The sequence below is a fragment of the Micromonospora chersina genome, assembly GCF_900091475.1.
Classification (GTDB): domain Bacteria; phylum Actinomycetota; class Actinomycetes; order Mycobacteriales; family Micromonosporaceae; genus Micromonospora; species Micromonospora chersina.
Genome location: NZ_FMIB01000002.1, coordinates 5392558 through 5416284, shown reverse-complemented (window position 1 = coordinate 5416284; position 23727 = coordinate 5392558). Strand labels below are relative to the sequence as shown.

At 74.5% G+C, this 23727-nt stretch carries 19 protein-coding genes and 1 tRNA gene; 9 read left to right on the top strand and 11 right to left on the bottom strand.

What is annotated here, in order from left to right; genetic code table 11:
- Nucleotides 1-86: 86 nt before the first annotated feature.
- The 3 genes from GA0070603_RS25250 to argS are packed head-to-tail and all read right to left on the bottom strand — an operon-like array spanning nt 87 to nt 4443.
- Complete coding sequence (locus GA0070603_RS25250; protein WP_091318691.1) at nt 87-1397, bottom strand: homoserine dehydrogenase; 1311 nt, start codon at nt 1395-1397, stop codon at nt 87-89.
- Nucleotides 1394-2779 carry a diaminopimelate decarboxylase gene (gene lysA / locus GA0070603_RS25245; protein WP_091318688.1) on the bottom strand — a complete coding sequence of 462 codons (1386 nt, stop codon included), beginning with the start codon at nt 2777-2779 and terminating at the stop codon, nt 1394-1396. The genes GA0070603_RS25250 and lysA overlap by 4 nt, the downstream gene beginning before the upstream one ends.
- Nucleotides 2779-4443 carry an arginine--tRNA ligase gene (gene argS, locus GA0070603_RS25240; protein ID WP_091318685.1) on the bottom strand — a complete coding sequence of 555 codons (1665 nt, stop codon included), beginning with the start codon at nt 4441-4443 and terminating at the stop codon, nt 2779-2781. Before argS ends, lysA begins: the two co-directional genes overlap by 1 nt.
- Nucleotides 4444-4542: 99 nt before the next feature.
- Here argS and GA0070603_RS25230 point away from each other — a divergent pair, with 99 nt between their 5' ends.
- The 4 genes from GA0070603_RS25230 to GA0070603_RS25215 all read left to right on the top strand — a co-directional run bounded on the left by GA0070603_RS25230 (nt 4543) and on the right by GA0070603_RS25215 (nt 7070).
- Nucleotides 4543-5364: a thioredoxin-like domain-containing protein gene (locus GA0070603_RS25230; RefSeq protein WP_091318683.1), complete on the top strand. Its 822-nt coding sequence runs from the start codon at nt 4543-4545 to the stop codon at nt 5362-5364.
- 10 nt (nt 5365-5374) lie between these two features.
- Complete coding sequence (locus tag GA0070603_RS25225; RefSeq protein WP_091318680.1) at nt 5375-6046, top strand: DUF305 domain-containing protein; 672 nt, start codon at nt 5375-5377, stop codon at nt 6044-6046.
- A 181-nt stretch (nt 6047-6227) separates the two neighbouring features.
- Complete coding sequence (locus GA0070603_RS25220; RefSeq protein ID WP_091318678.1) at nt 6228-6923, top strand: winged helix-turn-helix domain-containing protein; 696 nt, start codon at nt 6228-6230, stop codon at nt 6921-6923.
- Nucleotides 6924-6998: 75 nt separating this feature from the next.
- Nucleotides 6999-7070, top strand: a tRNA-Arg gene (locus tag GA0070603_RS25215).
- A 59-nt stretch (nt 7071-7129) separates the two neighbouring features.
- Here the strand turns inward: GA0070603_RS25215 and GA0070603_RS25210 are convergent.
- From GA0070603_RS25210 to GA0070603_RS25195, 4 genes are all read right to left on the bottom strand, one after another.
- Nucleotides 7130-8113, bottom strand: a complete 984-nt coding sequence (locus GA0070603_RS25210; protein WP_091318676.1) for a helix-turn-helix transcriptional regulator — start codon at nt 8111-8113, stop codon at nt 7130-7132.
- Between the two features lie 90 nt (nt 8114-8203).
- Nucleotides 8204-11968 (bottom strand): S8 family serine peptidase, encoded by a 3765-nt coding sequence (locus GA0070603_RS25205; RefSeq protein WP_091318672.1) that lies wholly within the window; start codon nt 11966-11968, stop codon nt 8204-8206.
- A gap of 108 nt (nt 11969-12076) precedes the next feature.
- Entirely contained in the window at nt 12077-13036 is a 960-nt protein-coding gene (locus GA0070603_RS25200; RefSeq protein WP_091318669.1) for a DNA polymerase domain-containing protein, read from the bottom strand.
- A gap of 54 nt (nt 13037-13090) precedes the next feature.
- Nucleotides 13091-13864, bottom strand: a complete 774-nt coding sequence (locus GA0070603_RS25195) for an isocitrate lyase/PEP mutase family protein (RefSeq protein WP_091318667.1) — start codon at nt 13862-13864, stop codon at nt 13091-13093.
- A 47-nt stretch (nt 13865-13911) separates the two neighbouring features.
- On the opposite strand from GA0070603_RS25195, the gene pdxR reads away from it, so the two are divergent.
- Complete coding sequence (gene pdxR / locus GA0070603_RS25190) at nt 13912-15318, top strand: MocR-like pyridoxine biosynthesis transcription factor PdxR (RefSeq protein ID WP_091318663.1); 1407 nt, start codon at nt 13912-13914, stop codon at nt 15316-15318.
- Here the strand turns inward: pdxR and GA0070603_RS25185 are convergent.
- Nucleotides 15264-16736 carry an MFS transporter gene (locus tag GA0070603_RS25185; protein ID WP_091318661.1) on the bottom strand — a complete coding sequence of 491 codons (1473 nt, stop codon included), beginning with the start codon at nt 16734-16736 and terminating at the stop codon, nt 15264-15266. The genes pdxR and GA0070603_RS25185 overlap by 55 nt on opposite strands.
- A gap of 79 nt (nt 16737-16815) precedes the next feature.
- Between GA0070603_RS25185 and GA0070603_RS25180 the strand changes: the two genes are divergently transcribed.
- The 3 genes from GA0070603_RS25180 to GA0070603_RS25170 all read left to right on the top strand — a co-directional run bounded on the left by GA0070603_RS25180 (nt 16816) and on the right by GA0070603_RS25170 (nt 20049).
- Nucleotides 16816-17211: a winged helix-turn-helix transcriptional regulator gene (locus GA0070603_RS25180; protein ID WP_091318658.1), complete on the top strand. Its 396-nt coding sequence runs from the start codon at nt 16816-16818 to the stop codon at nt 17209-17211.
- 79 nt (nt 17212-17290) lie between these two features.
- Entirely contained in the window at nt 17291-17836 is a 546-nt protein-coding gene (locus tag GA0070603_RS25175; RefSeq protein ID WP_091322296.1) for a TetR/AcrR family transcriptional regulator, read from the top strand.
- Nucleotides 17837-17868: 32 nt separating this feature from the next.
- Entirely contained in the window at nt 17869-20049 is a 2181-nt protein-coding gene (locus GA0070603_RS25170) for an MMPL family transporter (RefSeq protein ID WP_091318656.1), read from the top strand.
- A 21-nt stretch (nt 20050-20070) separates the two neighbouring features.
- On the opposite strand, the gene GA0070603_RS25165 is transcribed toward GA0070603_RS25170, so the two are convergent.
- Entirely contained in the window at nt 20071-21327 is a 1257-nt protein-coding gene (locus GA0070603_RS25165) for an erythromycin esterase family protein (protein WP_091318653.1), read from the bottom strand.
- An 81-nt stretch (nt 21328-21408) separates the two neighbouring features.
- Between GA0070603_RS25165 and GA0070603_RS25160 the strand changes: the two genes are divergently transcribed.
- Entirely contained in the window at nt 21409-21600 is a 192-nt protein-coding gene (locus GA0070603_RS25160) for a DUF2795 domain-containing protein (RefSeq protein ID WP_091318650.1), read from the top strand.
- Between the two features lie 6 nt (nt 21601-21606).
- On the opposite strand, the gene erm is transcribed toward GA0070603_RS25160, so the two are convergent.
- Together erm and GA0070603_RS25150 are read right to left on the bottom strand one after the other, a co-directional pair.
- Nucleotides 21607-22428: an ErmE/ErmH/ErmO/ErmR family 23S rRNA (adenine(2058)-N(6))-methyltransferase gene (erm, locus tag GA0070603_RS25155; RefSeq protein WP_091318647.1), complete on the bottom strand. Its 822-nt coding sequence runs from the start codon at nt 22426-22428 to the stop codon at nt 21607-21609.
- A gap of 340 nt (nt 22429-22768) precedes the next feature.
- Nucleotides 22769-23665: a Gfo/Idh/MocA family protein gene (locus GA0070603_RS25150; RefSeq protein WP_091322295.1), complete on the bottom strand. Its 897-nt coding sequence runs from the start codon at nt 23663-23665 to the stop codon at nt 22769-22771.
- Between the last annotated feature and the right edge of the window lie 62 nt (nt 23666-23727).

Below are 23727 nucleotides of genomic sequence, written 5' to 3'. Positions count from 1 at the left end.
TCGACGCGGGGCCCCTACCAGCGTGGACCAGCCTCCCCGACGGGCCGCCGGCACACCTCCGGTTAACCATCAGGCGGGACGGGTGGCTACGCCCCGCCCTCGACCCGCAGCACGCTCGTGACCGAGCGGACGATGTCGAGCCCGCGCAGCTCGCCGACGGTGGCCGCGAGCGCGGCGTCCGGCGCCACGTGGGTGACGATGACCAGCTCGGCGTCGGGGCCGCCGCCGGCCGGGCCCTGCCGCACCGTGGCGATGGAGACCTCGTGCCGGGCGAACACCCCGGCCACCGCCTCCAGCACACCCGGCCGGTCGGCCACGTCGAGGCTGATGTGGTAGCGGGTGAGCGCCTCGCCCATCGGCCGCACCGGCAGGTCCGCGTACGCCGACTCGCTGGCCGCGTGCACCCCGGCGAGGCGGTTGCGGGCGACCGCCACCACGTCGCCGAGGACGGCGCTGGCGGTCGGCGCGCCACCGGCGCCCCGGCCGTAGAACATGAGCTGCCCGGCCGCCTCGGCCTCGACGAAGACCGCGTTGAACGCGTCGCCGACGCTGGCCAGCGGGTGGGTCAGCGGGATCATCGCGGGGTGCACCCGGACGCTCACCGTCTCGCGGCCGGCCGCGTCGGCGCCCCGGGCGGCGATGCAGAGCAGCTTGATGGTGCAGCCCATGGCCTTGGCGCTGGCCACGTCGGCGGCGGTCACCTCGGTGATGCCCTCGCGGTGCACGTCGGCGGCGGTGACCCGGGTGTGGAACGCCAGCGAGGCCAGGATGGCGGCCTTGGCCGCGGCGTCGAAGCCCTCCACGTCGGCCGTCGGGTCGGCCTCGGCGTAGCCCAGCTCGGTGGCCTCTTCGAGGGCCTCGGCGAAGCCGGCGCCGGTGGCGTCCATGGCGGAGAGGATGAAGTTGGTGGTGCCGTTGACGATGCCGGTGACCCGGTTGATCCGGTCCCCGTGCAGCGACTCGCGCAGCGGGCGCAGCAGCGGGATGGCCCCGGCGACGCTGGCCTCGTAGTAGAGGTCCGCCCCGCCCTCGGCGGCCGCGTCGTGCAGCGTCGCGCCGTCCTCGGCGAGCAGCGCCTTGTTGGCGGTGACCACGCTCTTGCCGGCGCGCAGGGCCTCGACCAGCCAGGTCCGGGCCGGCTCGATCCCGCCGACGACCTCCACCACGACGTCCACGTCGTCCCGCTTGATCAGGCCGAGCGGGTCGGTGGTGAACAGGGCGGGGTCGACCGGCAGGTCGCCGCGGTCGCGGCCGAGCCGGCGGACGGCGATGCCGGCGATCTCCAGCGGGGCGCCGATCCGGGCGGCGAGGTCGGCCGACTGCTCGTGCAGCAGCCGCACCACGTCGCTGCCGACCGTGCCGCAGCCGAGCAGCGCCAAGCGAACGGGTGAGGTCATCCGACATCCAATGCGAGCAGGTCGTCTTCGGTCTCCCGGCGGACGATCAGCCGTGCCCGACCGTCGCGGACGGCGACGACCGGGGGCCGCGGGACATGGTTGTAGTTGCTGGCCATGCTCCGGCAGTAGGCCCCGGTGCCGGGCACCGCGACAAGATCTCCGGGCTGCACGTCGGCGGGCAGGAATTCATCCTTCACCACGATGTCCCCGGACTCACAGTGCTTTCCCACCACGCGGGCGAGCATCGGCTCGGCGCCGGAGACCCGGTTGGCCACCGTCGCCGAGTAGGACGCGTCGTAGAGCGCGGTGCGGATGTTGTCGCTCATCCCGCCGTCCACGCTCACGTAGGTGCGGATGCCGTCCACGTCCTTGACCGTGCCCACCTCGTACAGGGTGAACACGGCGGGACCGACGATGGCACGGCCCGGCTCGATGGACAGGTGCGGCACGGCCAGGTTCTCCGCCGCGCACTCCCCGTCGACGATCTTGCGCAGCCGCTTGGCCAGCTCGTGCGGCGCGGCCGGGTCGTCCTGGGTGGTGTACGCGATGCCGAAGCCGCCGCCCAGGTCCAGCTCGGGCAGCTCGACGCCGCGGGCGTCGCGGATCTGCGCCTGGAGGGCCAGCACCCGGCGGGCGGAGACCTCGAAGCCGCTGGCGTCGAAGATCTGCGAGCCGATGTGCGAGTGCAGCCCGCGCAGCTCCAGCACGTCCTCGTCGAGGATCTTGAAGGCGGCCGCGGCGGCCGCCCCGCCCGCCAGGGAGAAGCCGAACTTCTGGTCCTCGTGGGCGGTGGCGATGAACTCGTGGGTGTGCGCCTCCACGCCGACCGTCACCCGGACCAGCACCTTCGGGCGTACGCCGCGCTCGCGGGCGAGCGCCGTGAGCCGGTCGATCTCGGCGAACGAGTCGACGATGATCCGGCCCACCCCGGCGTCCACGGCCCGGGTCAGCTCGGCCACGGACTTGTTGTTGCCGTGGAAGCCGATCCGCGCGGGCTCCATGCCGGCCGACAGCGCGGTGGCCAGCTCACCCCCGCTGCAGACGTCGAGGAACAGGCCCTCCTCGGCGATCATCCGCACCACCGCCCGGCAGAGGAACGCCTTGCCGGCGTAGTAGACGTCGGCGTCGGGGAAGGCGTCGCGGAACTCGCGGGCGCGGGCGCGCAGGTCGTCCTCGTCGAGCACGTACACCGGGGTGCCGAACTCGGCGGCCAGGTCGCGGACGTCCAGGCCGGCGACGGCGAGGGCGCCGCCCGCGCCGCGCGCCACGTTGCGCGGCCACAGCTGCGGGACCAGGTCGTTGACGTCGACCGGGGTACGCAGCCAGGCCGGCCCCCGGTTGCCGATGTCGCCGTGCAGGGCACCGGCCTCGTGCGCCCGCATTACATCCGCTCCGGGGCCGAGACGCCGAGCAGGCGCAGGCCGTTCGCGATGACCACCCGGGTGGCGTCGTTGAGCCACAGCCGGGCCCGGTGCAGGTCGGTGACCTCCTCGTCGCCGCGCGGCAGGATCCGGCAGTTGTCGTAGAACCGGTGGTAGGCGCCGGCCAGCCGCTCCAGGTAGCGGGCGACCAGGTGCGGGCCCCGCAGCTCGGCCGCCGAGGACACCACGGCGGGGAACTCGGCGAGCGCCTTGAGCAGCTCGTTCTCCTTCTCGTGGGAGAGCAGCTCGGCGCGGAAGGCGGTGGCGTCGCCCCGGGTCAGCCCGACCTCGGCGGCGTTGCGGCCCACGCTCGCGGTGCGGGCGGCCACGTACTGCACGTAGTAGACCGGGTTGTCGCGGGTGGCCCGGGTCCACAGCTCCACGTCGATGTCGATCGGCGAGTCGCTGGAGTAGCGGGCCAGCGCGTAGCGGGAGGCGTCCACGCCGATCGCGTCGACCAGGTCCTCCAGGGTGACCACGGTGCCGGCCCGCTTGCTCATCCGCACCGGAGCGCCGTCGCGGAGCAGGTTGACCAGCTGACCGATGAGGATCTCCAGGTTGCGGTCCGGGTCGTCGCCGAAGCAGGCGGCCATGGCCTTCATCCGGCCGATGTAGCCGTGGTGGTCGGCGCCCAGCATGATCACCACGCGTTCGAAGCCGCGCTCGCGCTTGTCCAGGTAGTAGGCGCAGTCGGCGGCGAAGTAGGTCCACTCGCCGTTGGACTTGCGCAGCACCCGGTCCTTGTCGTCGCCGAAGTCGGTGGTGCGCAGCCAGGTGGCGCCCTCGGACTCGTAGAGGTGGCCCTGCTCCCGCAGCCGGTCGAGCGCCTTGTCCAGCTCGCCCCGGTCGTGCAGGTCCTTCTCGTTGAAGTAGGTGTCGAACTCCACGCCGAAGTCGCGCAGCGACGACTTGATCTCGGCGAACATCAGCTGGACACCCTCGACCCGGAACACCTCCTGGGCCGCGGCCTCGTCGAGGTCGAGCACCTCGGGCCGGCGCTTGACCACCTCGGCCGCGATCTCCGCGATGTACGCGCCGCCGTAGCCGTCCTCCGGGGCCGGCTGACCCTGGGCGGCGGCGAGCAGCGAGCGGGCGAACCGGTCGATCTGGGAGCCGGCGTCGTTGAAGTAGTACTCGGTGCCGACGTCGGCGCCGGTGGCGCGGAGCAGCCGGCTGAGCGCGTCACCGACGGCCGCCCACCGGACCCCGCCGATGTGCACCGGGCCGGTCGGGTTCGCCGAGACGAACTCCAGGTTGATCCGCTGGCCGGCGAGGGCGTCGCCGCGGCCGTACTCCGGGCCGGCCTCGACGATGACCTTGGCGAGCTGGCCGGCGGCGGCCGCGTCGAGCCGGATGTTGAGGAAGCCCGGGCCGGCGATCTCCACCGACTTGACCCCCGGCGCCCGGCCCAGCTGGTCGGCCAGGGCGGCGGCCAGCTCCCGCGGGGGCACGCCGACCTTCTTGCTGAGCTGCAGCGCCAGCGTCGAGGCGTAGTCGCCGTGCTCGGGGTTGCGGGGTCGCTCGACGGTGGTCTGCGCGGGCAGCGCGGAGCGATCCAGGCCCCGGTCTTCGAAGACGGCGTGGGCTGCGGCGAGGACGACCTCGGCGAGTTCTGCGGGAGTCACCGAACCATGTTATCGGGGGTAGACTCGGTCCCCGCGGCGGCGACCCAGCATGTGAACCGGCCCCGCGGCTCCCCTGACCGACCGACCTGACGAGGCACGATGAGCATCAGCACCCCGGGCGGCCCGGAGCGCCGTCCGACCGTGGTCAGCACCGGCAAGAAGCCGGCCGCCGGCCGGCCCGCCGCTGCCGACAAGCCCGCCGGCGGCAAGGCCGGGGCCGGCAAGGGCCCCGCCCGGCAGACCGGCGGCAAGGGCCGCAAGCCGGTCACCCCGGTGAAGGTGAGCCAGGGTCGCGCGTGGGGTCCGATCGCCCTCTTCGTCGCGGTCGGCGTGCTGGCCGTCGGCATCATCGGTGTCGGGGCGTGGGCGGTCTACCAGGGTTCGCAGCCGTGGCAGAAGCGGGCCGACGCCATCAACGGCATCGTCGACTTCCGCAAGAAGGACAAGAACCTGGTCAAGGGCGGCAACCACCAGCCGGGCACGATCAAGTACGACGTGTCCCCGCCGGTCGCCGGCCCGCACAACCAGGCCTGGCAGAACTGCATGGGCGACGTCTACGACGCCCCGATCGCCAACGAGCACGCGGTGCACAGCCTGGAGCACGGCACCGTCTGGATCACCTACCGCCCCGACCTGCCCGCCGACCAGGTGGCGAAGCTCAAGGCCAAGGTGCAGGGCAAGGAGAAGCTCATGCTCAGCCCGTACGAGGGGCTGGACAAGCCGATCTCCCTCCAGGCGTGGGGCTTCCAGCTCAAGGTCGACAACGCCGACGACGGCCGGATCGACGAGTTCATCAAGACCCTGCGCGTGAACGCCTCCATCGAGGGCCCGACCGCCCTCTGCGACCAGGGCGTCACCGCCACCGGCACCACCCCGCGGGACAACCTCCCCAACAACATGCCCGAGCAGCCCACCCAGTGAGGACGCCGCGATGACCGCCGCCGTGACGACGGACACCGAGCACGACGAGGCCCCGGACACCGGTGACGGTGGCCGGGGGGCCGCGCGGCGCTTCGGCGCCCTGGCGCTGGCCGCCGCCGTCGTTGTCGGTCTCCTCCTCGGCTACGCGGGCGGCCTGCTCACCCCGACGCTCACCCGTCCGGGTGACAACTCGGCCGAGGCCGGCTTCGCCCGGGACATGAGCAGCCACCACGCCCAGGCGGTGGCCATGGGGCTGTTGGCGTTCCGGCAGGGCCAGGACCCGGAGGTACGCCAGATGGGCGGCGACATCGCCACCGGGCAGCAGGGCGAGATCGGCACCATGCAGACCTGGCTGCGCTCCTGGAAGCTGGACCCGACCGGTGAGCAGCCGCCGATGGCCTGGATGTCGGACGGGGCGGCGGTGAGGAACGGGCTGATGCCGGGCATGGCCACGCCGGAGGAGATGGCGAAGCTGAAGGCCGCCACCGGCCGCGAGTTCGACGTGCTGTTCCTCCAGATGATGATCCGGCACCACGTCGGCGGGGTACACATGATCGACGGGATCCTCGACCAGGGTCACGACGACGACGTGCTGGCGGTCGCCCAGGTCATGAAGAACACCCAGCAGAAGGACCTGACCAACCTCCAGGCGGCGCTCAAGCGCCTGGGCGGCACCCTGTAACACCTGCTCGCACGGAAGGGCCCGCGTCGTGCGCGACGCGGGCCCTTCGCGTACTCCGGATCCCGCTCCCGCCCGTTATGCCGTTTTATAACGGTTTGGGCCGTACAACCCATTGCGCTGCTTGGAGACTTTTCTCCCCACATATCGTGACCAGTTGCGATTCGGGCTCGTTGCGCAGGACGTGGGGGTTGCACTCAGAGACGCAGGGCGGTCGGTGACCAGCTGGTGCCGACGCCACACCATCGGCGGTGACGGGGCGGTGGCAGCCGTCCGTCGCGGACTGCGGCAGGGCGAGCCGGGAACGCTCAGCCGCGAACAGGAACTCGAACTGATCGACGTGCTGCGGGGCGTCCACCCCGACGAGTTCGGCCTGGACGAGGAGCTCTGGACGCGACAGAGCCTGACCACACTCATCGAGCGCCAGTTCGAGCTGACCATGGACGCCGGCACTGTCGGGGCGTACCTGCGGGCCTGGGGGTTGGGTCCGCGGGAACCCCGCGAGCGGGCCTGCGGGCTCTGCGTCGGCGCGGTCGAGCGCTGGGTACGCAGCGAGTACCCGTCGATCACCCGGGCCGCCCAGGAGCACGCCGCGGACGTCTACTGGATCGGCCGCGTACGCCTGCGCGGCACCATGCCGGCCGCCGACGTGATCTCGGCGGTCTCGTCCCGGGGCCGGGTGCGCTTCATGATCACGACCCCCACGGTCGACCCGCCGCTCCCCCGCGACTTCGTGCTGCGGCTCAGCGGCGCCGAGGAGCGCACCGTGCACCTCATCGTCGACGGCTCCTGGCCCCGCAACGAATGGCCCCGCCGGCTGCCGCGCCGCATCGTGCTGCACCCGCTGCCGAGCTGCGGTCGCCCCCTGGCCGCCGCCTGATCCGCGGACGTTCGGCGCGCGGGGTGCCGATTCGGTGATCCCGAGAGGGGTTTGCTACTCTTCTCGGGTCGCTGAGCCCCCGTAGCTCAGGGGATAGAGCACCGCCCTCCGGAGGCGGGGGCGCAGGTTCGAATCCTGCCGGGGGCACGGACACGAGGAAGCCCGGGCCACTGGCCCGGGCTTTTTCACATCTACGGACTCCCGCCTCAGGCCCAGCCGTTGCGGGCGGCGGCCCAGCCGAGCTGGACCCGGGTGTCGACCCCGGCCGCGTTCATGAGCTGGCGGATCCGGCGGTGCACGGTCCGCAGCGAGATCTCCAGCTGGGTGGCGATGGCCTGGTCGGTCTGGCCGGAGAGCAGCAGTGCCAGCACCTGCATGTGCCCGTCCTCCAACTCGCCGCCGGACAGCTCGGTGACCTCGTCCGGCGCCGGGGCGGGCCGCAGCGGGTACGCCCGCTCCCACGCCGACTCGAAGTACGCGACGAGCGCGGCGAGCGGTCCGCTGCGGTGCACCAGGATGGAGGCCGGCGAGCCGTCGGCGTCGTGGTGCAGCGGCAGCATGGCGATCTCGCCGTCCACGATCATCATCTTGACCGGCACGGCGTCGACGATGCGGATCTCCTGGCCGAGGGCCATGCTGGCGCGGATGTCGGCCTGCATGTCGGGCGCGCTCAGCGCCCGCCGGTCCAGCAGGGCCCGGTAGCGGACGCCCCGCTTCATGCTCGCCTGCTCGGCGGTGTTCTCCCGGTGCGGGACGACCCGCAGGTCGGGCGGCACCATGGAGAGCACCTCGTGGCGCGCCGCCTCCTGGATCTGGAAGAAGCGGCGCCGGACGGTGTCGACGTCGGCGATCACCTCGATGACGCCGGGGGCGAGGTCGGCGGTGCGATACTGCTCGGCCAGCGCGGCGACGTCGGACTCGGCCTGGCGCAGGTCGTCCTGGCGCTGCCGGAGCAGGGCGCTGAGGGCCACGGCGGGCGGTGCCGGCACGAAGACCGGGTCGCCGTCGACCGGGGCGTCCCCGGGCGTACCGGCCAACCCGCGCTCGACCAGGCCGGCGAGGGCGGCCCGGACCGCCGCGTCGGACCGGCCGGTGGCGGCGGCGAGTTCCGCGGCGCACGCCCGCCGGGACGCGACGAGCTGCCGGTAGATCTCCTCCTCGACGGAGTCGAGTCCCAGCGGTGCCAGCATGCCTGTCTCATCTCGTGCTCGGCGGTCGGAGCCGACAGCGGGCGGCCCCGGGGAGGGGGGTTCCCCGGGGCCGCCGCTCCCGGCGGTTCGCTACCGCGAACCGGGGGTGGCGAGGCCGTAGGCCCGGGTGATCTCCTGGCTGACCCGGTTGCCGGCATCGTCCCAGGCCGTGGCCCGGAGCGAGACGTAACCGGTGTCGGGGGCCACGAAGTCTGCCACCCAGGTCCCGCCCCGGCGGACCAGGGTCACGTCCCGCCAGTGGGCGCCGTCGTCGAACGACACGGCGAGCGTCGTGCCGGTGATCGTTCCCGCGCCGGCGGCACCCGGCAGGTGGGACGGGGTGACGGCGAGGTGCTGGCGACCGCCACGGGCGTCCCCGGCCAGGTCGGTCGGGACCGCGTAGTCGAGCTGGAGCACCGCCACCACGTCGAGGTCGTCGACGTCCTCGACGTGCGGGGACAGCACCTCCCAGGTGGTGTGGGTACGCGGCGACAGCCGGTAACCGGCCCGGCTCGCCGCCAGGTCCAGCGTATAGTGGCCGACACCCTCCGGGTTGCCCTCGAGGGTGGCCTGGGCCCAGCCCTCCGCCTTCGCGATCTCCTCCCCGTCGCGCCGGACGGTGAGCGTGAGGTCGCTGCCCCACTGCATGAACCCGGCGTGGCCGGCGCCCCCGTCCGACCAGGGCTGGACGTTGAAGGTCAGCCAGCCCGCGTTGCGCTCGGAGGCGTAGAACGAGGCGTTGTCCCGGGGGCGGGTGACGGGCCCGAAGAAGTCGACGGTGCTGCTGGTGCCCGCCCGGTAGGCCCGCCGCTCCCCGACCGAGGCCAGCTCCATCTCCCGGCCGCCGACCGCGGCCTCCCGCCAGGTCGTGCCCGGCTGGGCGGAGACGTGGTCGGTCCGGGTGCGCCGCATGCCCTGCCAGAGCGGGAAGCCGGCCGAGTAGGTGCGGTAGGGACGGAAGTCCTCCCGGAACTCGCCGCCCAGGGTCGGGGCGTCACCGTGGAACCGCATCTCCACCGTCGCGAGGTCCGTCGGCCGCGGCCGGTACGCGAGGTCGGCCGGGATTCGGCCCGGGTGCGGGTCGACCAGGTCGTAAGTGTACGGCGAGCTGGGGGTGCCCTCGATCCCCAGCCGTAGCTGCCCCCGGCGGGCCCGCTCCACCAACGGAGCGCCGGTGGTGGAGGTGACGCCGACGACCGGTACGCGGCTGAGCCCGCCCGCCTCGTCACCCACCCACTGCGAGTAGGGCTCCGGTGCGTCGTTGACGACGATCAGCAGCTCGGCTCCGGCGTCCGCTGCCGCCGTCGCGCGCTCGGCGTTGGTCAGCTCGTCAGAGCGGTTCACCAGCACGACCTTGCCCCGCACGTCGCGGCCCGCGTAGTCCGCCGGGCGCCCCAGGCCGGCGAAGACGCCGTCGACCTGCTCGCGGCCCTCGTGCAGAGCCGAGCCCGGCTGGCCGAGGAAGCGCACCTCCCGACCCCGGTCGGTGACGGTGAGCAGCGGGTACGCCTTGCGCCAGCGGGTCTCGTACTCGAACGCGCCCCGGGTCACCTGCTTCGTCGGCAGGACGTACATCGTGTCCACCCACGGCGCCAGGATGTACTTGTCGTCGATGCTGCTCACGCCGCCGTCCGACCGGTACCAGTCCATCATGACGATCCGGTCCTCGGTCCGCTCCGGCACCGTGGCGGTGGCCTCCACCGCCCTGCGGGCGTCGAGGTTCACCGTGCGGTCCCCGTCCAGCACGATCTCCGGGTCGCCGAGCATGGCGGTCCCGCGCGAGTCCGGGCCGTGGCCGCCGGGCACGTCGAGGTAGCCCCAGAGGCTGTAGGTGCCGGGCCGGAGCCGGACCGTGGTGGGTCCGGTGTCGCTGCTGGTGAGGAAGTACGGGTCGGCCTCGCCGAAGCGCTGCACGGTGAGGAAGGCCGAGACGTACCGGCCGGCGCGGTCGGTCACGGAGAAGGTCAGGTCGTGCCGCTCCTCCTCCAGGTAGAGGCCGAGCGTGGTGCGGGCGAGCGCAGCGCCCCCGTCGGTCGCGGTGACCTCGCCGAGGTAGCGGCGGCCGGCGGCGCCCAGCTCGGGGTGCGCGGTCGCGGTGACCGAGGCCGTGCCGTGCGCGGGCACCACGAGCGTCTCCGTGGCCAGGGTGAAGACACCCGGTGCCGGCTTGCCCTCGTCGGCGTGCGGGTCGGCGTCCATCGGGCCGCCGGCGACCTCGCCGGTCACCGCGAGGCGCAGGGTCCGCGCCACGTCGCCGGTGTTGGTGTACGTGATGGTGCGGTCGACGGGCGCGAGGTGGTCGTGGGGCCAGCCCTGGAACCCGAAGTACACCGAGCCGGTGGCGGTCACCGTGGCGCCGAGCCCGGCCGGGATGTCGACCCGGCCCGCGCCCACCTGGTAGGCGGTCTGGCCGTCCAGCTTCTTCGCCGTGCTCATCAGCGCGTTCTTGAGCTCGGCGGCACGCCAGTCGGGGTGCTGCTGGGCGAGGATCGCCGCGGCGCCCGCCACGTGCGGCGTCGCCATCGAGGTGCCGCTCATCGACTGGTACCAGCCATCGGCCGCGGTCCCGCCCGCCTTCGCGGCGACGATGTCCACGCCCGGGGCGGCGATGTCCGGCTTGAGGCCGTAGTCGCCGAAGCGTGGCCCCCGGCTGGAGAAGTCGGCGAGCTGGTCGGCGGAGTCCACGGCGGCCACGGTGAGCGCGGCGTCCGCGGCGCCCGGTGAGCTGATCACGCCCTCGGCGCCGGCGTTGCCGGCCGCCACCACGAACAGCGCGCCGGTCTGGGCGGTGAGCTGGTTGACGGCCGCGCTCAGCGGGTCGGTGCCGTCGGTCGACTGGTCGCCGCCGATGCTCATGCTGACCACCCGGGCACCCTGGGCGGCGGCCCATTCCATGCCGGCGATCACCCAGGAGTCCGCGCCGTAACCCTCGTCCGCCAGGATCTTGCCGACGACGAGGTCCGCCTTCGGGGCGACCCCCCGCTCCAGGCCGGCGGAGGCGGCGCCGCTGCCCCCGACCGTCGACGCGACGTGGGTGCCGTGGCCGTTGCCGTCCTCGACGGTCTCGCCGGGCACGAATGTCGCGCTCGCGCTGACCCGGCCGGCCAGGTCGGGGTGGTCGGTGTCGAAACCGGTGTCGAGGACGGCGACCTTCACGCCGGCGCCGTCGCGTCCGGCCGCCCAGGCGGCCGGGGCGCCGATCTGCGCGGTGCTGTCGGCGAGGTCGGCGTGGACCCGCCCGTCCAGCCAGATCCGGCTGATGCCGTCGGCCAACGCCGGGGTCCCGTCCGCCGAGGCCCGGGTGGCGGTGGCGGCGTCGGGGGTGACGGCGTCCCAGACCCGGCGGGCCTGGCGCTTGGTGGCGCGCACCGCCGCGCCGCGCACGCTCGGCAGCGACCGGACCTTCATGGCGCCGGCCGGCGCGGGACGCCGGGCGGACGCCGGGTCGGCGTAGCTCACGATCAGCGGGATGCCGTCGGAGCTCCGGTCGTCGTAGCCGTCCTCGATCAGGCCCGTGACGTCGAAGAGGCGCCGGTCGAGCCGCCCGGACGCGAGGTACGGAAGCACCTCGTCGGGGATGACGTAGAGGTCCCTGCCGATGGTCCGGGCGTGCACGCCGCCCCGGGCGCCGGTCGGGCGCCGGATGTCGGTCGAGTACCGGCCCGGGCCGATCTCGGTGACCGTGACGACGTCACCCGTGAGGAGGGTGACCGTGCTGGCCGGAGCCGGCCGGGACGGTGGGGGCGGCGGGGCGGCGCCGGCGGTCTGAGCCGGCGGGCCGAAGAGGGCCGTCGCCAGCACGGCGCCGGCGAACCCGGTGGCGGCGGCTCGGCGCAGGGGTTTCCGGGGAAGCATGTGAAGGAGATACCGGCCCTCGCGGGCACGGCGGAAGACCTCGCCGATGGCGGGGTACTGACTTGGCAGCGATCAGCCAGGGCCGGCGTACACCGTGGTCAGAGCCGGTCAGCCGGCCTCGCGGCGGGCCTTGGCGCGGCGCTTGCCCTCGTGCATGGCCTGCACCCGGGCCACCGGGATGCTCCGCCCCTCGGCCACCAACTCCTCCGGCAGGCGCTGCGGCGCGGGCAGCGCCTCCGCCCACGGGTCCCGGTCGCCGAGCAGCGCCGGCACCGTCTTCACGGTGAAGTCGGCCGGGGTCGCGGTCTCGACGTCGGCCCAGCCGACCGGGTACGACACCGGCGTGCCGGGCCGGATCCGCGGGCTGTACGCGGCCGCCACTGTCGCACCGTACGACCGGGTGGAGTCGACGAAGACCCGGCCGCCCCGGTCCTCGACGATGAAGGCCGTGGTGGCCAGCGCCGGGTCGAGCCGCTCGGCGCGGGCGGCCAGGGCCCGGGTCGCCGCGGCGGCCTCCTCGGCGGTGGTCGCCGGCTCCACCGGAACGATGACGTGCAGCCCCTTCGCCCCGCTGGTCTTCACCGCACCGGCCAGCCCGGCGTCGGTGAGCGCCTGCCGGACCAGCAGCGCCGTGCGGACCGCCATGCCGTACGAGTCACCGGCCGGCGGGTCCAGGTCGAGGACCAGGTGGGTGGGGTGCTCCGGGTCCCCGGCGTGGCCCAGCGTCGGGTGGTATTCCACCGCCCGCTGGTTGGCGAACCAGAGCAGTGTCCTCCGGTCGTCGCAGAGGGCGTACGAGATGCTGCGGTGCGAGGCCTCCGCCCAGACCGAGGTGCGGCGCACCCAGTCCGGTGTGTACTTCGGAAGGTTCTTCTGCATGAACGGGTCCTGGCCGGGCCGCACCCGGACCACCGACAGCGGCCGGTCCCGCAGCCCGGGCAGGATCCGCTGGTGGACCGCGTCGAGGTAGTCGACCAGGTCGCGTTTGGTGGCCCCGGCCCCGTCGAACAGCGGCTGGTCCAGGTTGGTCAGCGACACCCCGTCCCGGGTCTCGTCAGCGGCGCCCATCCGCCCATCCTGCCGTCCCGGCCGCCATCCGGCGACCCGACCCGGCGGCGCGGGTCAGGATCCGAACGGGTCGCCGCCGGCGCGGACGGTGGCGAGCAGTTCGGCGGCGCGGGCGCGGGCGGCCGCGTAGACGCCCGAGCCGTAGCTGATCCGGGCCACGCCGAGGGCGGCCAGCTCCGCCGGGGCCGGTGCGCCGGGCCGGGCCAGCACGTTGACCGGGGCGTCCACCCCGGCGACGAACTCGCGGATCTGCGCCGGGTCGGCCAGGAGGATCGGGTAGACGCTGTCCGCACCGGCCGCCCGGTAGCGGCGGGCCCGGCGCACCGCCTCGGCGAGCCGCTCCTCGGCCGGGCCGTACGCCCGCAGGTGCACATCGACGCGGGCGTTGAGCACCAGGTCCACCCCGGCCGCACGGGACGCCGCCCGGATCCCGGCGAGCAGGTCGGCCTGCTCCTCGACGTCGTACAGCCTCCCGGTCCGCGGGTCGGAGTCCTCGATGTTGCCGCCCACCGCCCCGGCCGCCAGCAGCCGCTCGACCAGCTCGGCGGGGCGCAGCCCGTACCCCCGTTCCAGGTCGGCGGTGACCGCGACCGGCACGGCCGCGGCGATCCGGCCGACCGCCGCGAACATCTCGGCCACAGGCGTGGCCTCGCCGTCGGCGTGGCCGAGCGCCTCGGCGACCGCGGCGCTGCTGGTGGCGACGGCCGGGAAGCCCGCCGCGACCACCGCCCGGGCGGATCCCGAGTCCCAGGCGTTCGGCAGGATCAGCGGGTCCCCGGGGCGGTGCAGCGCGCGCAGCGCGACGGCCCGCCGGCTCAGCTCGGTCATGCGGCCAGTCTCGCCGCACCGGCGGCCCGTCCGTAAGCTCCAATTCCGTGCCGACGGACTGGGCCGATTTCGGCGTCGACCTGCACCTGGAGCTGGACGCCACCGGCGGCCGGCGGGCCGGGCTGGAGCGGGCGTTGCGGGACGCCATCCGCGACGGGCGGCTCCCGCCGGCCACCCGGCTGCCGGCGACCCGCGCCCTCGCCGCCGAGCTGGGCCTGTCCCGCGGCACCGTGAGCGCCGCCTACGACCAGCTGGTCGCGGAGGGCTGGCTGGTCGCGCGGATCGGCGCGGGCACGGAGGTCAGCGGGCTGCGCCGGGCCGCGCCGCCGCCGGCCGCGCCGCCGCCCGGACCGCCGACCTTCCGGTACGACCTGCGCCCGGGCAGCCCCGACGTCGGGCTCTTCCCGGTCACCGCCTGGCTGCGGGCCACCCGGCGGGCGCTGGCCGTGGCCCCCGCCGAGGCCTACGGCTACGGCGACCCGCGCGGCCGCCCCGAGCTGCGCCGGGCCCTCGCCGGCTACCTGGGCCGGGCCCGGGGCGTGCTGGCCGACCCGGAACGGATCGTGGTCACCACCGGGTACGTCCAGGCCCTCGTGCTGCTGACCGGGGTGCTCCGGGACGCCGGCACCCCGACGGTGGCCATGGAGGACCCCGGGCTGGCCTTCCACCGGGAGGTGGTCCGCCGGCACGGCGGCACGGTGCTGCCGCTGCCGGTCGACGGGCTCGGCGCGCGCACCGACCTGCTCGGCGCCGGGCCGCTGGCCGGGGTGGGGGCGGCCGTGGTGACCCCGGCGCACCAGTTCCCGAGCGGGGTGACCCTGCACCCGGCCCGGCGGCACGCGCTGGCGGAATGGGCCCGGGCCACCGGCGGCCTCGTGGTCGAGGACGACTACGACGGCGAGTTCCGCTACGACCGGCAGCCGGTCGGCGCGGTTCAGGGCACCGCACCGGAGCAGGTCGCGTACGTGGGCACGGCGGCGAAGACGCTGGGGCCGGCGCTGCGCCTGGCCTGGCTGGTGCTGCCGGCCCGGCTGGTGGAGCCGGTGGTGGAGGCCAAGCGCCACCTGGACCTGCACACCGAGACGATCGGCCAGCTCGCCCTCGCCGAGCTGATCGACGGGCACGGCTACGACCGGCAGGTCCGCACCGTCCGGCGCCGCTACCGGCAGCGGCGGGACCTGCTGCTGGACCGGCTGCGAGGCCGGTCGCCGGTGGCCGGGGTGGCGGCCGGCCTGCACGCCACCGTCCACCTGCGACCCGGCGGCCCGACCGAGGCCGAGGTGCTGGCCGCGGCCGCCGCCCGCGGGCTCGCCGTCGGCGGCCTGGCCCCGCACCGGCACGACCCGGCGGGTGGGCCTCCCGGTCTGGTGGTCGGCTACGCCCACCCGCCGGCGCACGCCTACCCGGCCGCCGTGGACCTGCTGGCCGCGGTGCTGGAGGACCTCGACGCCTGACCGGTCCCGGCGGCGGGTGCGGGACGCCGGGTGGCCCGGGCCGTGAGGAGGGCGACCAGCAGGGCGGCGGTCACCAGCCCGGCGGCGACCGCGAAGGCGGACCGGTAACCGTGGGCGAGCGCGGCGACCTGGTCGGTGCCGGCGGCGCGCAGCGCGTCGGCACGGCTGGCCGCCAGGGTGGCCAGCACGGCCAGCCCGAGCGCCCCACCGACCTGCTGGGTGGTGTTGGCCAGCCCGGAGGCAAGTCCGGCGTCGGCGGGCTCCGCGCCGGCCATGGCCAGTGTGGTGACCGCGGGGAGGGTGAGCCCGCCCGCGACGCCGAACACCAGCAGCGCCGGCAGCACGTCGGCGGCGTAGCGGGCGTCCACCGGGAGGCGGGCCAGCAGCAGGAACCCCGCCACGGCGAGCGCCAGCCCGCCGACCAGTACGGTCCGGGCCCCGAACCGGGCCATGAGCCGCCCGGCCAGCCCCAGCGAGACGGCCGCGATCGCCAGCGGGGTGGGCAGGAACGCGAAGCCGGTGGCGGCCGGATCCAGCCCGAGGACGAGTTGCAGGTGCAGGGCGAGCAGGAACTGGAAGCCGAAATAGGCGGCCACCATGAGGAACTGGGTGGCGTTGGCGGCGACCAGGCCGGGCGCGCGCAGGACCCGTGGCGGCAGCAGCGGGGTGGCGGCGCGCCGCTGCCGGGCGGCGAAACCGGCGAGCAGCGCCGCGGCGAGCGCGCCCGCGCCGAGGGTGCGCGGCGAGGTCCAGCCGTGCTCGCCGGCGCCCACGATGGCCAGTACGGCGGCCATCAGCCCGGCCGTGGCCAGCACCGCGCCGAGGAGGTCCAGCCCGGCCCGCAGCCCGGCGCCCCGGTCCGGCGCGATCAGGCGTACGGCGCCGGCCACGATGGCCACCCCGATCGGCAGGTTGATGAGGAAGATCGACCGCCAGCCGGCCAGGTCGGTGAGGACTCCCCCGACCAGCAGACCGAGCGAGGCGCCGGCCGCGCCGGTGAAGCTGAACACCGCGATGGCGCGGGCCCGCTCGGCCGGCTCGGGGAAGATCCGGACGATCATGCCGAGGCTCACCGCAGTGGTGAGCGCGCCTCCGACGCCCTGCGCGAACCGGGCGGCGACCAGCGTTCCCGGCCCGGCGGCCACCGCGCAGAGCAGCGAGGCGAGGGTGAACAGGGCGACCCCGGCCAGGAAGACCTGCCGCCGGCCGAGCAGGTCGCCGAGCCGCCCGGCCAGCAGGAGCAGCCCGCCGAAGGCGACCAGGTAGGCGTTCACCACCCAGGCCAGCCCGGCGGCCGGAAAGCCGAGGTCGGCCTGGACGGCGGGCAGCGCCACGGCGACGATGCTGCCGTCCAGAATGATCATCAGGCTGCCGGCGCAGAGCACGAGCAGCGCGGGCCAGCGGTTGGTCCCCGTCATCGGAACGCCTCCTTGGTGCACGGTTTGTTACTGAGGCCATCGTCTGTGACCATGAGGCGGAGCGGAAGGAGGCACTTTGATGTCCCAGGGGAACAGGTGTGTGTCCATCCAGGCCGACCAGGCGCGGGCCTGCACCGTGCGGGAGGCGCTGGACCGGGTCGGCGGGAAGTGGAGCATCGGCATCCTGATCGCCGCGTCCCAGGGCCCGATCCGCTTCACCGAACTGGAGCGCCAGGTGGAGGGGATCAGCCGCCGGATGCTCACCCTGACCCTGCGCAACCTGGAGCGGGACGGCCTCCTGCACCGGCAGGTCCACCCCACCGTGCCGCCCCGGGTCGAGTACACCGCCACCCCGATGGCCCAGGAGCTCTACGAGTCGCTGGTGGCGCTCACCCGCTGGGCGGAGCGGCACCGCGAGGGGATCAGCGCGGCGCGAGCCGCGTACGACCGGGAGCACGGGGCGCCCGTCGGCTGACACGGCTGTGGCGAAGGCCACGCAATCCGTCTGACCGATCGGTCAGGTGCTGACCGATCGGTCAGGCATGCTGGAGGGCATGGCCCGAGCGGTACCCGAGACCCACGGCGAGATCCTCGCGGCGGCGGCGCGGCGATTCGCCGTCACCGGCTACAAGGGCACCTCGCTCCAGGACATCGCCCGCGCCGTGGGCTGCTCGAAGGCGACAGTGCTCTACCACTTCGCCAACAAGGAAGCCCTCCTCTCCGAGCTGATGGCGCCCGCCATCGCGGTGCTGGAGGCGCTCGACGCCCGGATCGCCGGCGCCACCGGCGCGGCCGCGCAGGAGATCGCCGGCGAGGGCTTCGTCGACCTGGCGGTGCGTTTCCGCCGGGAGATCGCGCTGCTCCGGGGCGAGTTCCCCGACCTGCTCCAGCAGCCCGCGTTCGCGCACATCCAGGAGATCTCCGAACGGCTCATCGCGGCGTTCGCCGGCCACTCCGACCGGCCCTCCGCGCGGATCGCCGCGCTCGTGGTGCTCGCCGGCATCGCCGAGACGTGCGGCGAGTTCATCGACATCCCCGACGACGAACTGCGGCCCGCCCTGCTGGCCGTGGTCCGGCGGGCCCTCGAACCCGTCACCTGATCCCGCTCCGACCCCGAGGACAAGGAAACCTGATGGCGACCCTGCTGTACCGGCTCGGCCGGGCATCGTTGCGCCGCCGGCGGCTCGTGGCCGTCGTGTGGCTCGTCGTACTCGTCGGCCTCGGCCTCGCCGCGGCCACCCTGAAGGGCCCGACGGCGAGCAACTTCACGATGCCGGGCACCGAGTCCCAGAAGGCGCTCGACCTGCTCGCCGACCGGTTCCCGGCGGCCAGCGGCGCCACCGGCACCATCGCCGTGAAGGCGCCCCGGGCCGGCCAGCTCACCACGCCCGAGGGGCAGGCGGTCGTCAAGCAGGTCACCCAGGAGGCGGCCACGCTGCCCGGTGTGATCGGCGCGGTCGACCCGTACCAGGCGCAGGCACTGACCCCGGACGGCCGGTACGCGCTGATCCAGGTGCAGTTCCAGGGCCGGGCCGACGACGTGACCGACGCGCAGCGCGAGGCGTACGAGAAGGTCGGCGCGCAGGCCGAGGCGCAGGGCTGGCAGATCGCCCCCGGCGGTGAGGTGCTGAACGCCGAGCCGGAGGTCGGCTCCACCGAGGCGCTCGGTGTCCTGGTCGCGGCGATCGTCCTGATCGTCACCTTCGGCTCGCTGGTGGCGGCCGGCATGACCATGCTGAACGCCCTGATCGGTGTCGGCGTCGGCATGGCCGGCCTGTACGCGCTCAGCGGCGCGGTCGAGCTGACCAGCACGGCGCCCATCCTGGCCCTGATGCTCGGCCTCGCGGTCGGCATCGACTACTCGCTCTTCATCACCTCCCGGCACCGGCAGAACCTGCTCGACGGCCTCTCCCCCGAGGAGGCGGTCGGCCGCGCGGTCGGCACCGCCGGCTCCGCCGTGGTCTTCGCCGGCGCCACCGTCGTGGTCGCGCTCGCGGGCCTGGCCGTGGTGGGCATCCCGTTCCTCACCGTGATGGGCCTGGCCGCCGCCGGCACCGTCACCGTGGCCGTGCTGGTCGCGATCACCCTGGCTCCGGCGCTGCTCGGGTTCGCCGGCCGGAAGGTGCTCCCGCGCAAGCTGCGCGACCGCAGGGCGGTCGAGGACCCGGGCACCGGCTCGGAGGACCGCTCCGGCTTCGGTTTCCGCTGGGCGCACTGGGTGACCCGGTTCCGCATCCCGGTGATCCTGGTCGGCCTGCTCGGCCTCGGCCTGCTCGCGATCCCGGCCCAGCACATGCGCCTGGCGCTGCCGGACGCCGCCACCGCCGCCGAGGGGACCCCGGCCCGGGTCAGCAACGACCTGATCCGGGAGGGCTTCGGCCCCGGCTTCACCGGCCGGCTCGCGGTCGTGGTCACCGCCGACTCTCCGCAGGCCACCCAGGCCGCCGTGCCGCAGGTCGCCTCGCTGATCCAGAAGACCAAGGGGGTCGTGGCGGTCGCCCCGCCGCAGCTCGACCCGTCCGGCCGCACCGCGCTGCTCGGCGTGATCCCGGAGAAGGGGCCGACCGACGAGAAGACCGAGGAACTGGTGCACGACATCCGCCGACAGGTCGGCGGCATCCAGGGCGCCGAGGTGATGCTCACCGGCGTCACCGCGATCGGCATCGACGTGTCGGAGAAGCTCTCCGACGCGCTCCCGGTCTACCTCCTGCTGGTGGTGGGCCTGTCGGTGCTGCTGCTGATGCTGGTGTTCCGGTCGATCCTGGTGCCGGTGAAGGCGGCGCTGGGCTTCCTGCTCACCGTGGCGGCCACCTTCGGCATCACGGTCGCCGTCTTCCAGCAGGGCCACCTGGCCGACCTGGTCGGGTTGGACACCCCCGGGCCGCTGGTCAGCTTCCTGCCGATCCTGCTCATCGGCATCCTGTTCGGCCTGGCCATGGACTACGAGGTCTTCCTGGTCTCCCGCATGCGCGAGGACTTCGTGCACGGGGACACGGCCCGACAGGCGACGATCAACGGCATGGGCCACGGCGCGCGGGTGGTCACCGCCGCCGCGCTGATCATGATCTCGGTGTTCGGCGGCTTCGTCTTCCTGGACGACCCGGTCATCAAGTCGATGGGCTTCGCGCTCGCGATCGGTGTCGCCATCGACGCGTTCGTGGTCCGGATGACAATCGTCCCGGCGGTGATGTCGCTGCTGAACAACGCCGCCTGGTGGCTCCCGCGCTGGCTCGGCAGGATCCTGCCCAACGTGGACGTCGAGGGCGAGGGCCTGCGCGCCCACCTCGCCGAGCGCGAGCCCGCCCAGGTGTGACCCGGGGGCCTGCCCGGCCGGTCAGACGCCGGCCGGGTAGGTCTCCATCTCGCCCGGCGTGGGCAGCGCCGGCAGCGGGTGCAGCGCGGTCGCCTCGTCACACCAGACGAACGCGTCGTAGCGCTCGCCCAGGCGGGTCGGCACGTAGTTGCCCCAGGACTCGAAGCTCGGGTCGTAGACCACCCCGATGGCCCGGTGGTCGGTCGCCTCGGTCACCCACTCCGGCTGGTCCTCGCCGCCGAAGACGAGCACCGCACGTTCCGGCATCAGCTCGTGCAGCCGCCGCTCGACGGAGCCCTCCCGGGCCGGCGGCACCACCATGGCCTCGGCCGGCGAGCCCCAGCGCGGCGCCGCGACCACCGTGCCCCGGTAGCTGCCGAAGCCGACCAGCACCACGGCGTCCCGGCCGTGCCGTTCCCGGCCGAGCTGGCCGATGTTCACCAGCCCGTCGGCCGCCATGTCGGTGGCGCGGGCGTCGCCCACGTGGGTGTTGTGCGCCCAGACGATGCCGCGCGCCCGGGGCCCGTAGCGGTCGAGCAGCCGGTCCAGCGTGTCGGCCATGTGGATGTCGCGGATGTTCCAGGACTCCGGGCCGCCACCCACCATGGCCCGGTAGTAGCGCTCCGCGCCGGCCACCACCTCCGCGTTCTGCCAGGCCGAGAAGCGGTCCGAGCCGTCCGCGGCGGCCTGTTCCCGGGTACGCGCCAGCAGCCGGACCACCTCCTCCTCGCAGCGGGCCGAGACGAAGCGGCTGGCCGTCCCGTAGTCCTCGACCCGTTTCCCGTACGGCTCGAAGCAGCGGTACGCCTCCTGCGCCGCCTCCAGCGAGGCCGGATCCTCCTCACCGAGGTAGTCGAAGATGGCCTGCATCGACTCCCACAGGCTGTAGACGTCCAACCCGTGGAAGCCGGCCCGCTCCCCCTCGGGGCGTTCCAGATTCCACGCCCGCAGCCAGCGGCAGAACCGGGCCACCTCGGCGTTGGCCCACATCCAGGTCGGCCAGCGCTCGAAGCGCTCCAGCGCGGTCTGCGGATCGGCCAGCCCGCCCGGTGCGCCCACCACCGAGCAGTTCACCCGGTCGCAGTCCGGCCAGTCCCCCTCCACCGCGACGAAGTCGAAGCCCTGTTCGGCGATGAGCCGCCGGGTCAGTTGCTCGCGCAGCCGGTAGTAGTCGTAGCTGCCGTGCGTCGCCTCGCCGATCATGACGATCCGCGCATCCCGGACGCGTTCCAGCAGCGGGTCGAAGTCGCTCGGCGCGCCGAGCCGCTGTACCAGCATGCCAGCGGCTACCCGGGACCCGTCCGGGCAAACGGCCACGCCGGCGGGCATGGCGCCCGGCACAGCGGGTAGCCCGCCGGCATGACCGTCACCGGGGTGCAGTTGCAGGAGTTCCTGGCCGGGCTCGACTACCCGGTCTCCCGAGCGGACCTGGTCCGCTGGGGCCAGGAGAACGGCGTCAGCACGGAGATGCTCCAGATGCTCAAGGCGCTGCCGGCGGAGGAGTTCAACACCCCCGCCGAGCTGGGCGAGGCGCTCAACACCCTGGTCTGAGCCCGCTCACCACCGTCCGGCGGCCCCGGGGTCCACGGCGTGCAGCAGCCGGAACAGCACCAACCACTGCTCCGGCCAGACCAGCCCCACCGGGGTGTCCGGGGCGAGCCGGGCGGCCCGCAGCGCCCCGTCGAGGCGCCGGCGCGGGTGGCCGGTGCGCAGGGAGGCGGCCAGCGAGCCGCCGACCCCGCCGAAGCCGAGCCCGACCATCCGCCGGTAGGCGGGCAGCGCCGTGCGGGGCAGCAGCGGCTCGGGGCGGCGGTCGAGCCGGAGGATGCCCCCGTCGGCCGCCGGCACCGGCCGGAACGCGCCCCGGGGCACCCGGCCGGCCAGCCGCCAGTGGTGCTCGGGCCAGGTGAGCACGGTGAGCCGGCTCCACCGGCCGTGGTCGCCGGTGCGCTTGCGGGCGTAGTCGAGCTGGGTGAGCAGGGTCGCCGAACGCAGCCCGGGCGCCGCGAGGCACCAGCGCACCACGGCGGCGGTCAGCGACCAGGGGATGTTGCCGACCACCGCGAACGGCTCGTCGGGCGGGACGGCGGCCAGGAAGTCAGCCGCCCGGACGTCGACGTGCGGCAGGTCCGCGCAGGCCGCCGTCAGCTCCGGCAGCACGGCCTGGTCGACCTCGTACGCGACCAGCCGGCCGCACCGGGCGGCGAGTGGCCGGGTGAGCTGGCCGCGACCGGCGCCCACCTCCAGCAGCAGGTCGTCGGGGCCGGGGCGGGCCGCCCGGACCATCCGCGCGACGGCGGCCGGGTCGGCGAGGAAGTTCTGGGACAGTACGCGACGGGACCTGTCGCGTGCGGTGGTACGGGGTCGGCGGGGCGCCACGGGATCGTCCTGTCTGTCGCCGGACGGCGACGGGAACGGACAGGCGCACGAGGGACCCCGGGCCTGTCCGAGCGGATCGGGACTCGGACGACCCTGGAGATCGGCGGGCACGCGGGGCGCGTGGGCAGCCGGCGGCGGCCGGCCCGGTCAGGGGCCGGCGGTGCGGACGGTCAGGTCAGGCGCGGTGGGCGTGCCGGCCGGCCAGGGCCGGACGCCGGACCCGCGGGCGGGCGACCAGGAGGAGCCCCCGCGCGGCCGGCGTGACGGCCACGTCGATCAGGGCATGCGTGAACATGCCGGCGAGGCTAGCGGCGGCCCGGCCGGCCCGCGACGGAATTACTCAGAGGTCGACGGTGCGCCGCTGGCTGCGGGCGGTCTCGGCGGCGTCGAGCACCGCCACCACCTCCCGGCCGAACCGCACGTCGCAGCGGTGGTCGCGGGTGCCCGCCTCGACCTCCTCTAGAAGCTGGTCGATGGCCGTGCCGAACGCCTGGAGCACGCTGCCGTCGCCGGGCGGGACGGTCTCGGTGCCGTTCTCACCGAAGAAGACGAAGTCCCGGGTGACCGCCTCGGGCGGCGCGTCGAGGGTGAGCGAGAGTGTGCTGGTGGCGCCGCCGTCGTGGGTGAGCAGCAGGTGCACCAGGCCGCTCGGGCCGTCCATGGCGGCGACCCGGGTGACCCGGCCGAGCACCGGCAGGATCAGCGACAGCGCGTGCGGGCCGATGTCCCAGAGGGCGCCCCGGTCGCGCCGCCACTGCGAGTTCCCGTACGGGTTCCCGGGCTGGTAGATCGAGGCGAACATGGTCGCCCGGGCGTGCTGCCAGCCGCCGGCCGCCGCCGTCGAGGCGAGGAAGCCGGTGACGTTCGGGTGGAACCGCTGGGTGAAGAAGACCACCGAGGCCACACCGGACGCCTGCGCGGCGGCGACCACCCGGTCGGCGTCGGCGAGGCTCAGCGCCAGCGGCTTGTCCAGCAGCAGGTGCCGCCCGGCGGTGGCGGCCCGGACGGCGATCTCGGCCTGCACGTCCGGCGGCAGCGCCACGGCGATCGCGTCGCAGGCGGCCAGCAGCTCGTCGACGTCCTCGAAGACGGGTACGCCGTGCCGGGTGGCCAGCGTGGCCGCCTTCGCCGGGTCGCGCCCCCAGACGCCGGCCAGCTCGGCCCGCGGGTGCGCGTCGATGGCGGCGGCGTGGGTCTCCGCCGCCCAGTGACCCGTGCCGAACAAGCCGAACCGCACCACGGACCCCCTGCTGTCGCTCCTGCGCCACGGCGTACGCCGGTGGCCGTGATCCACGCTAG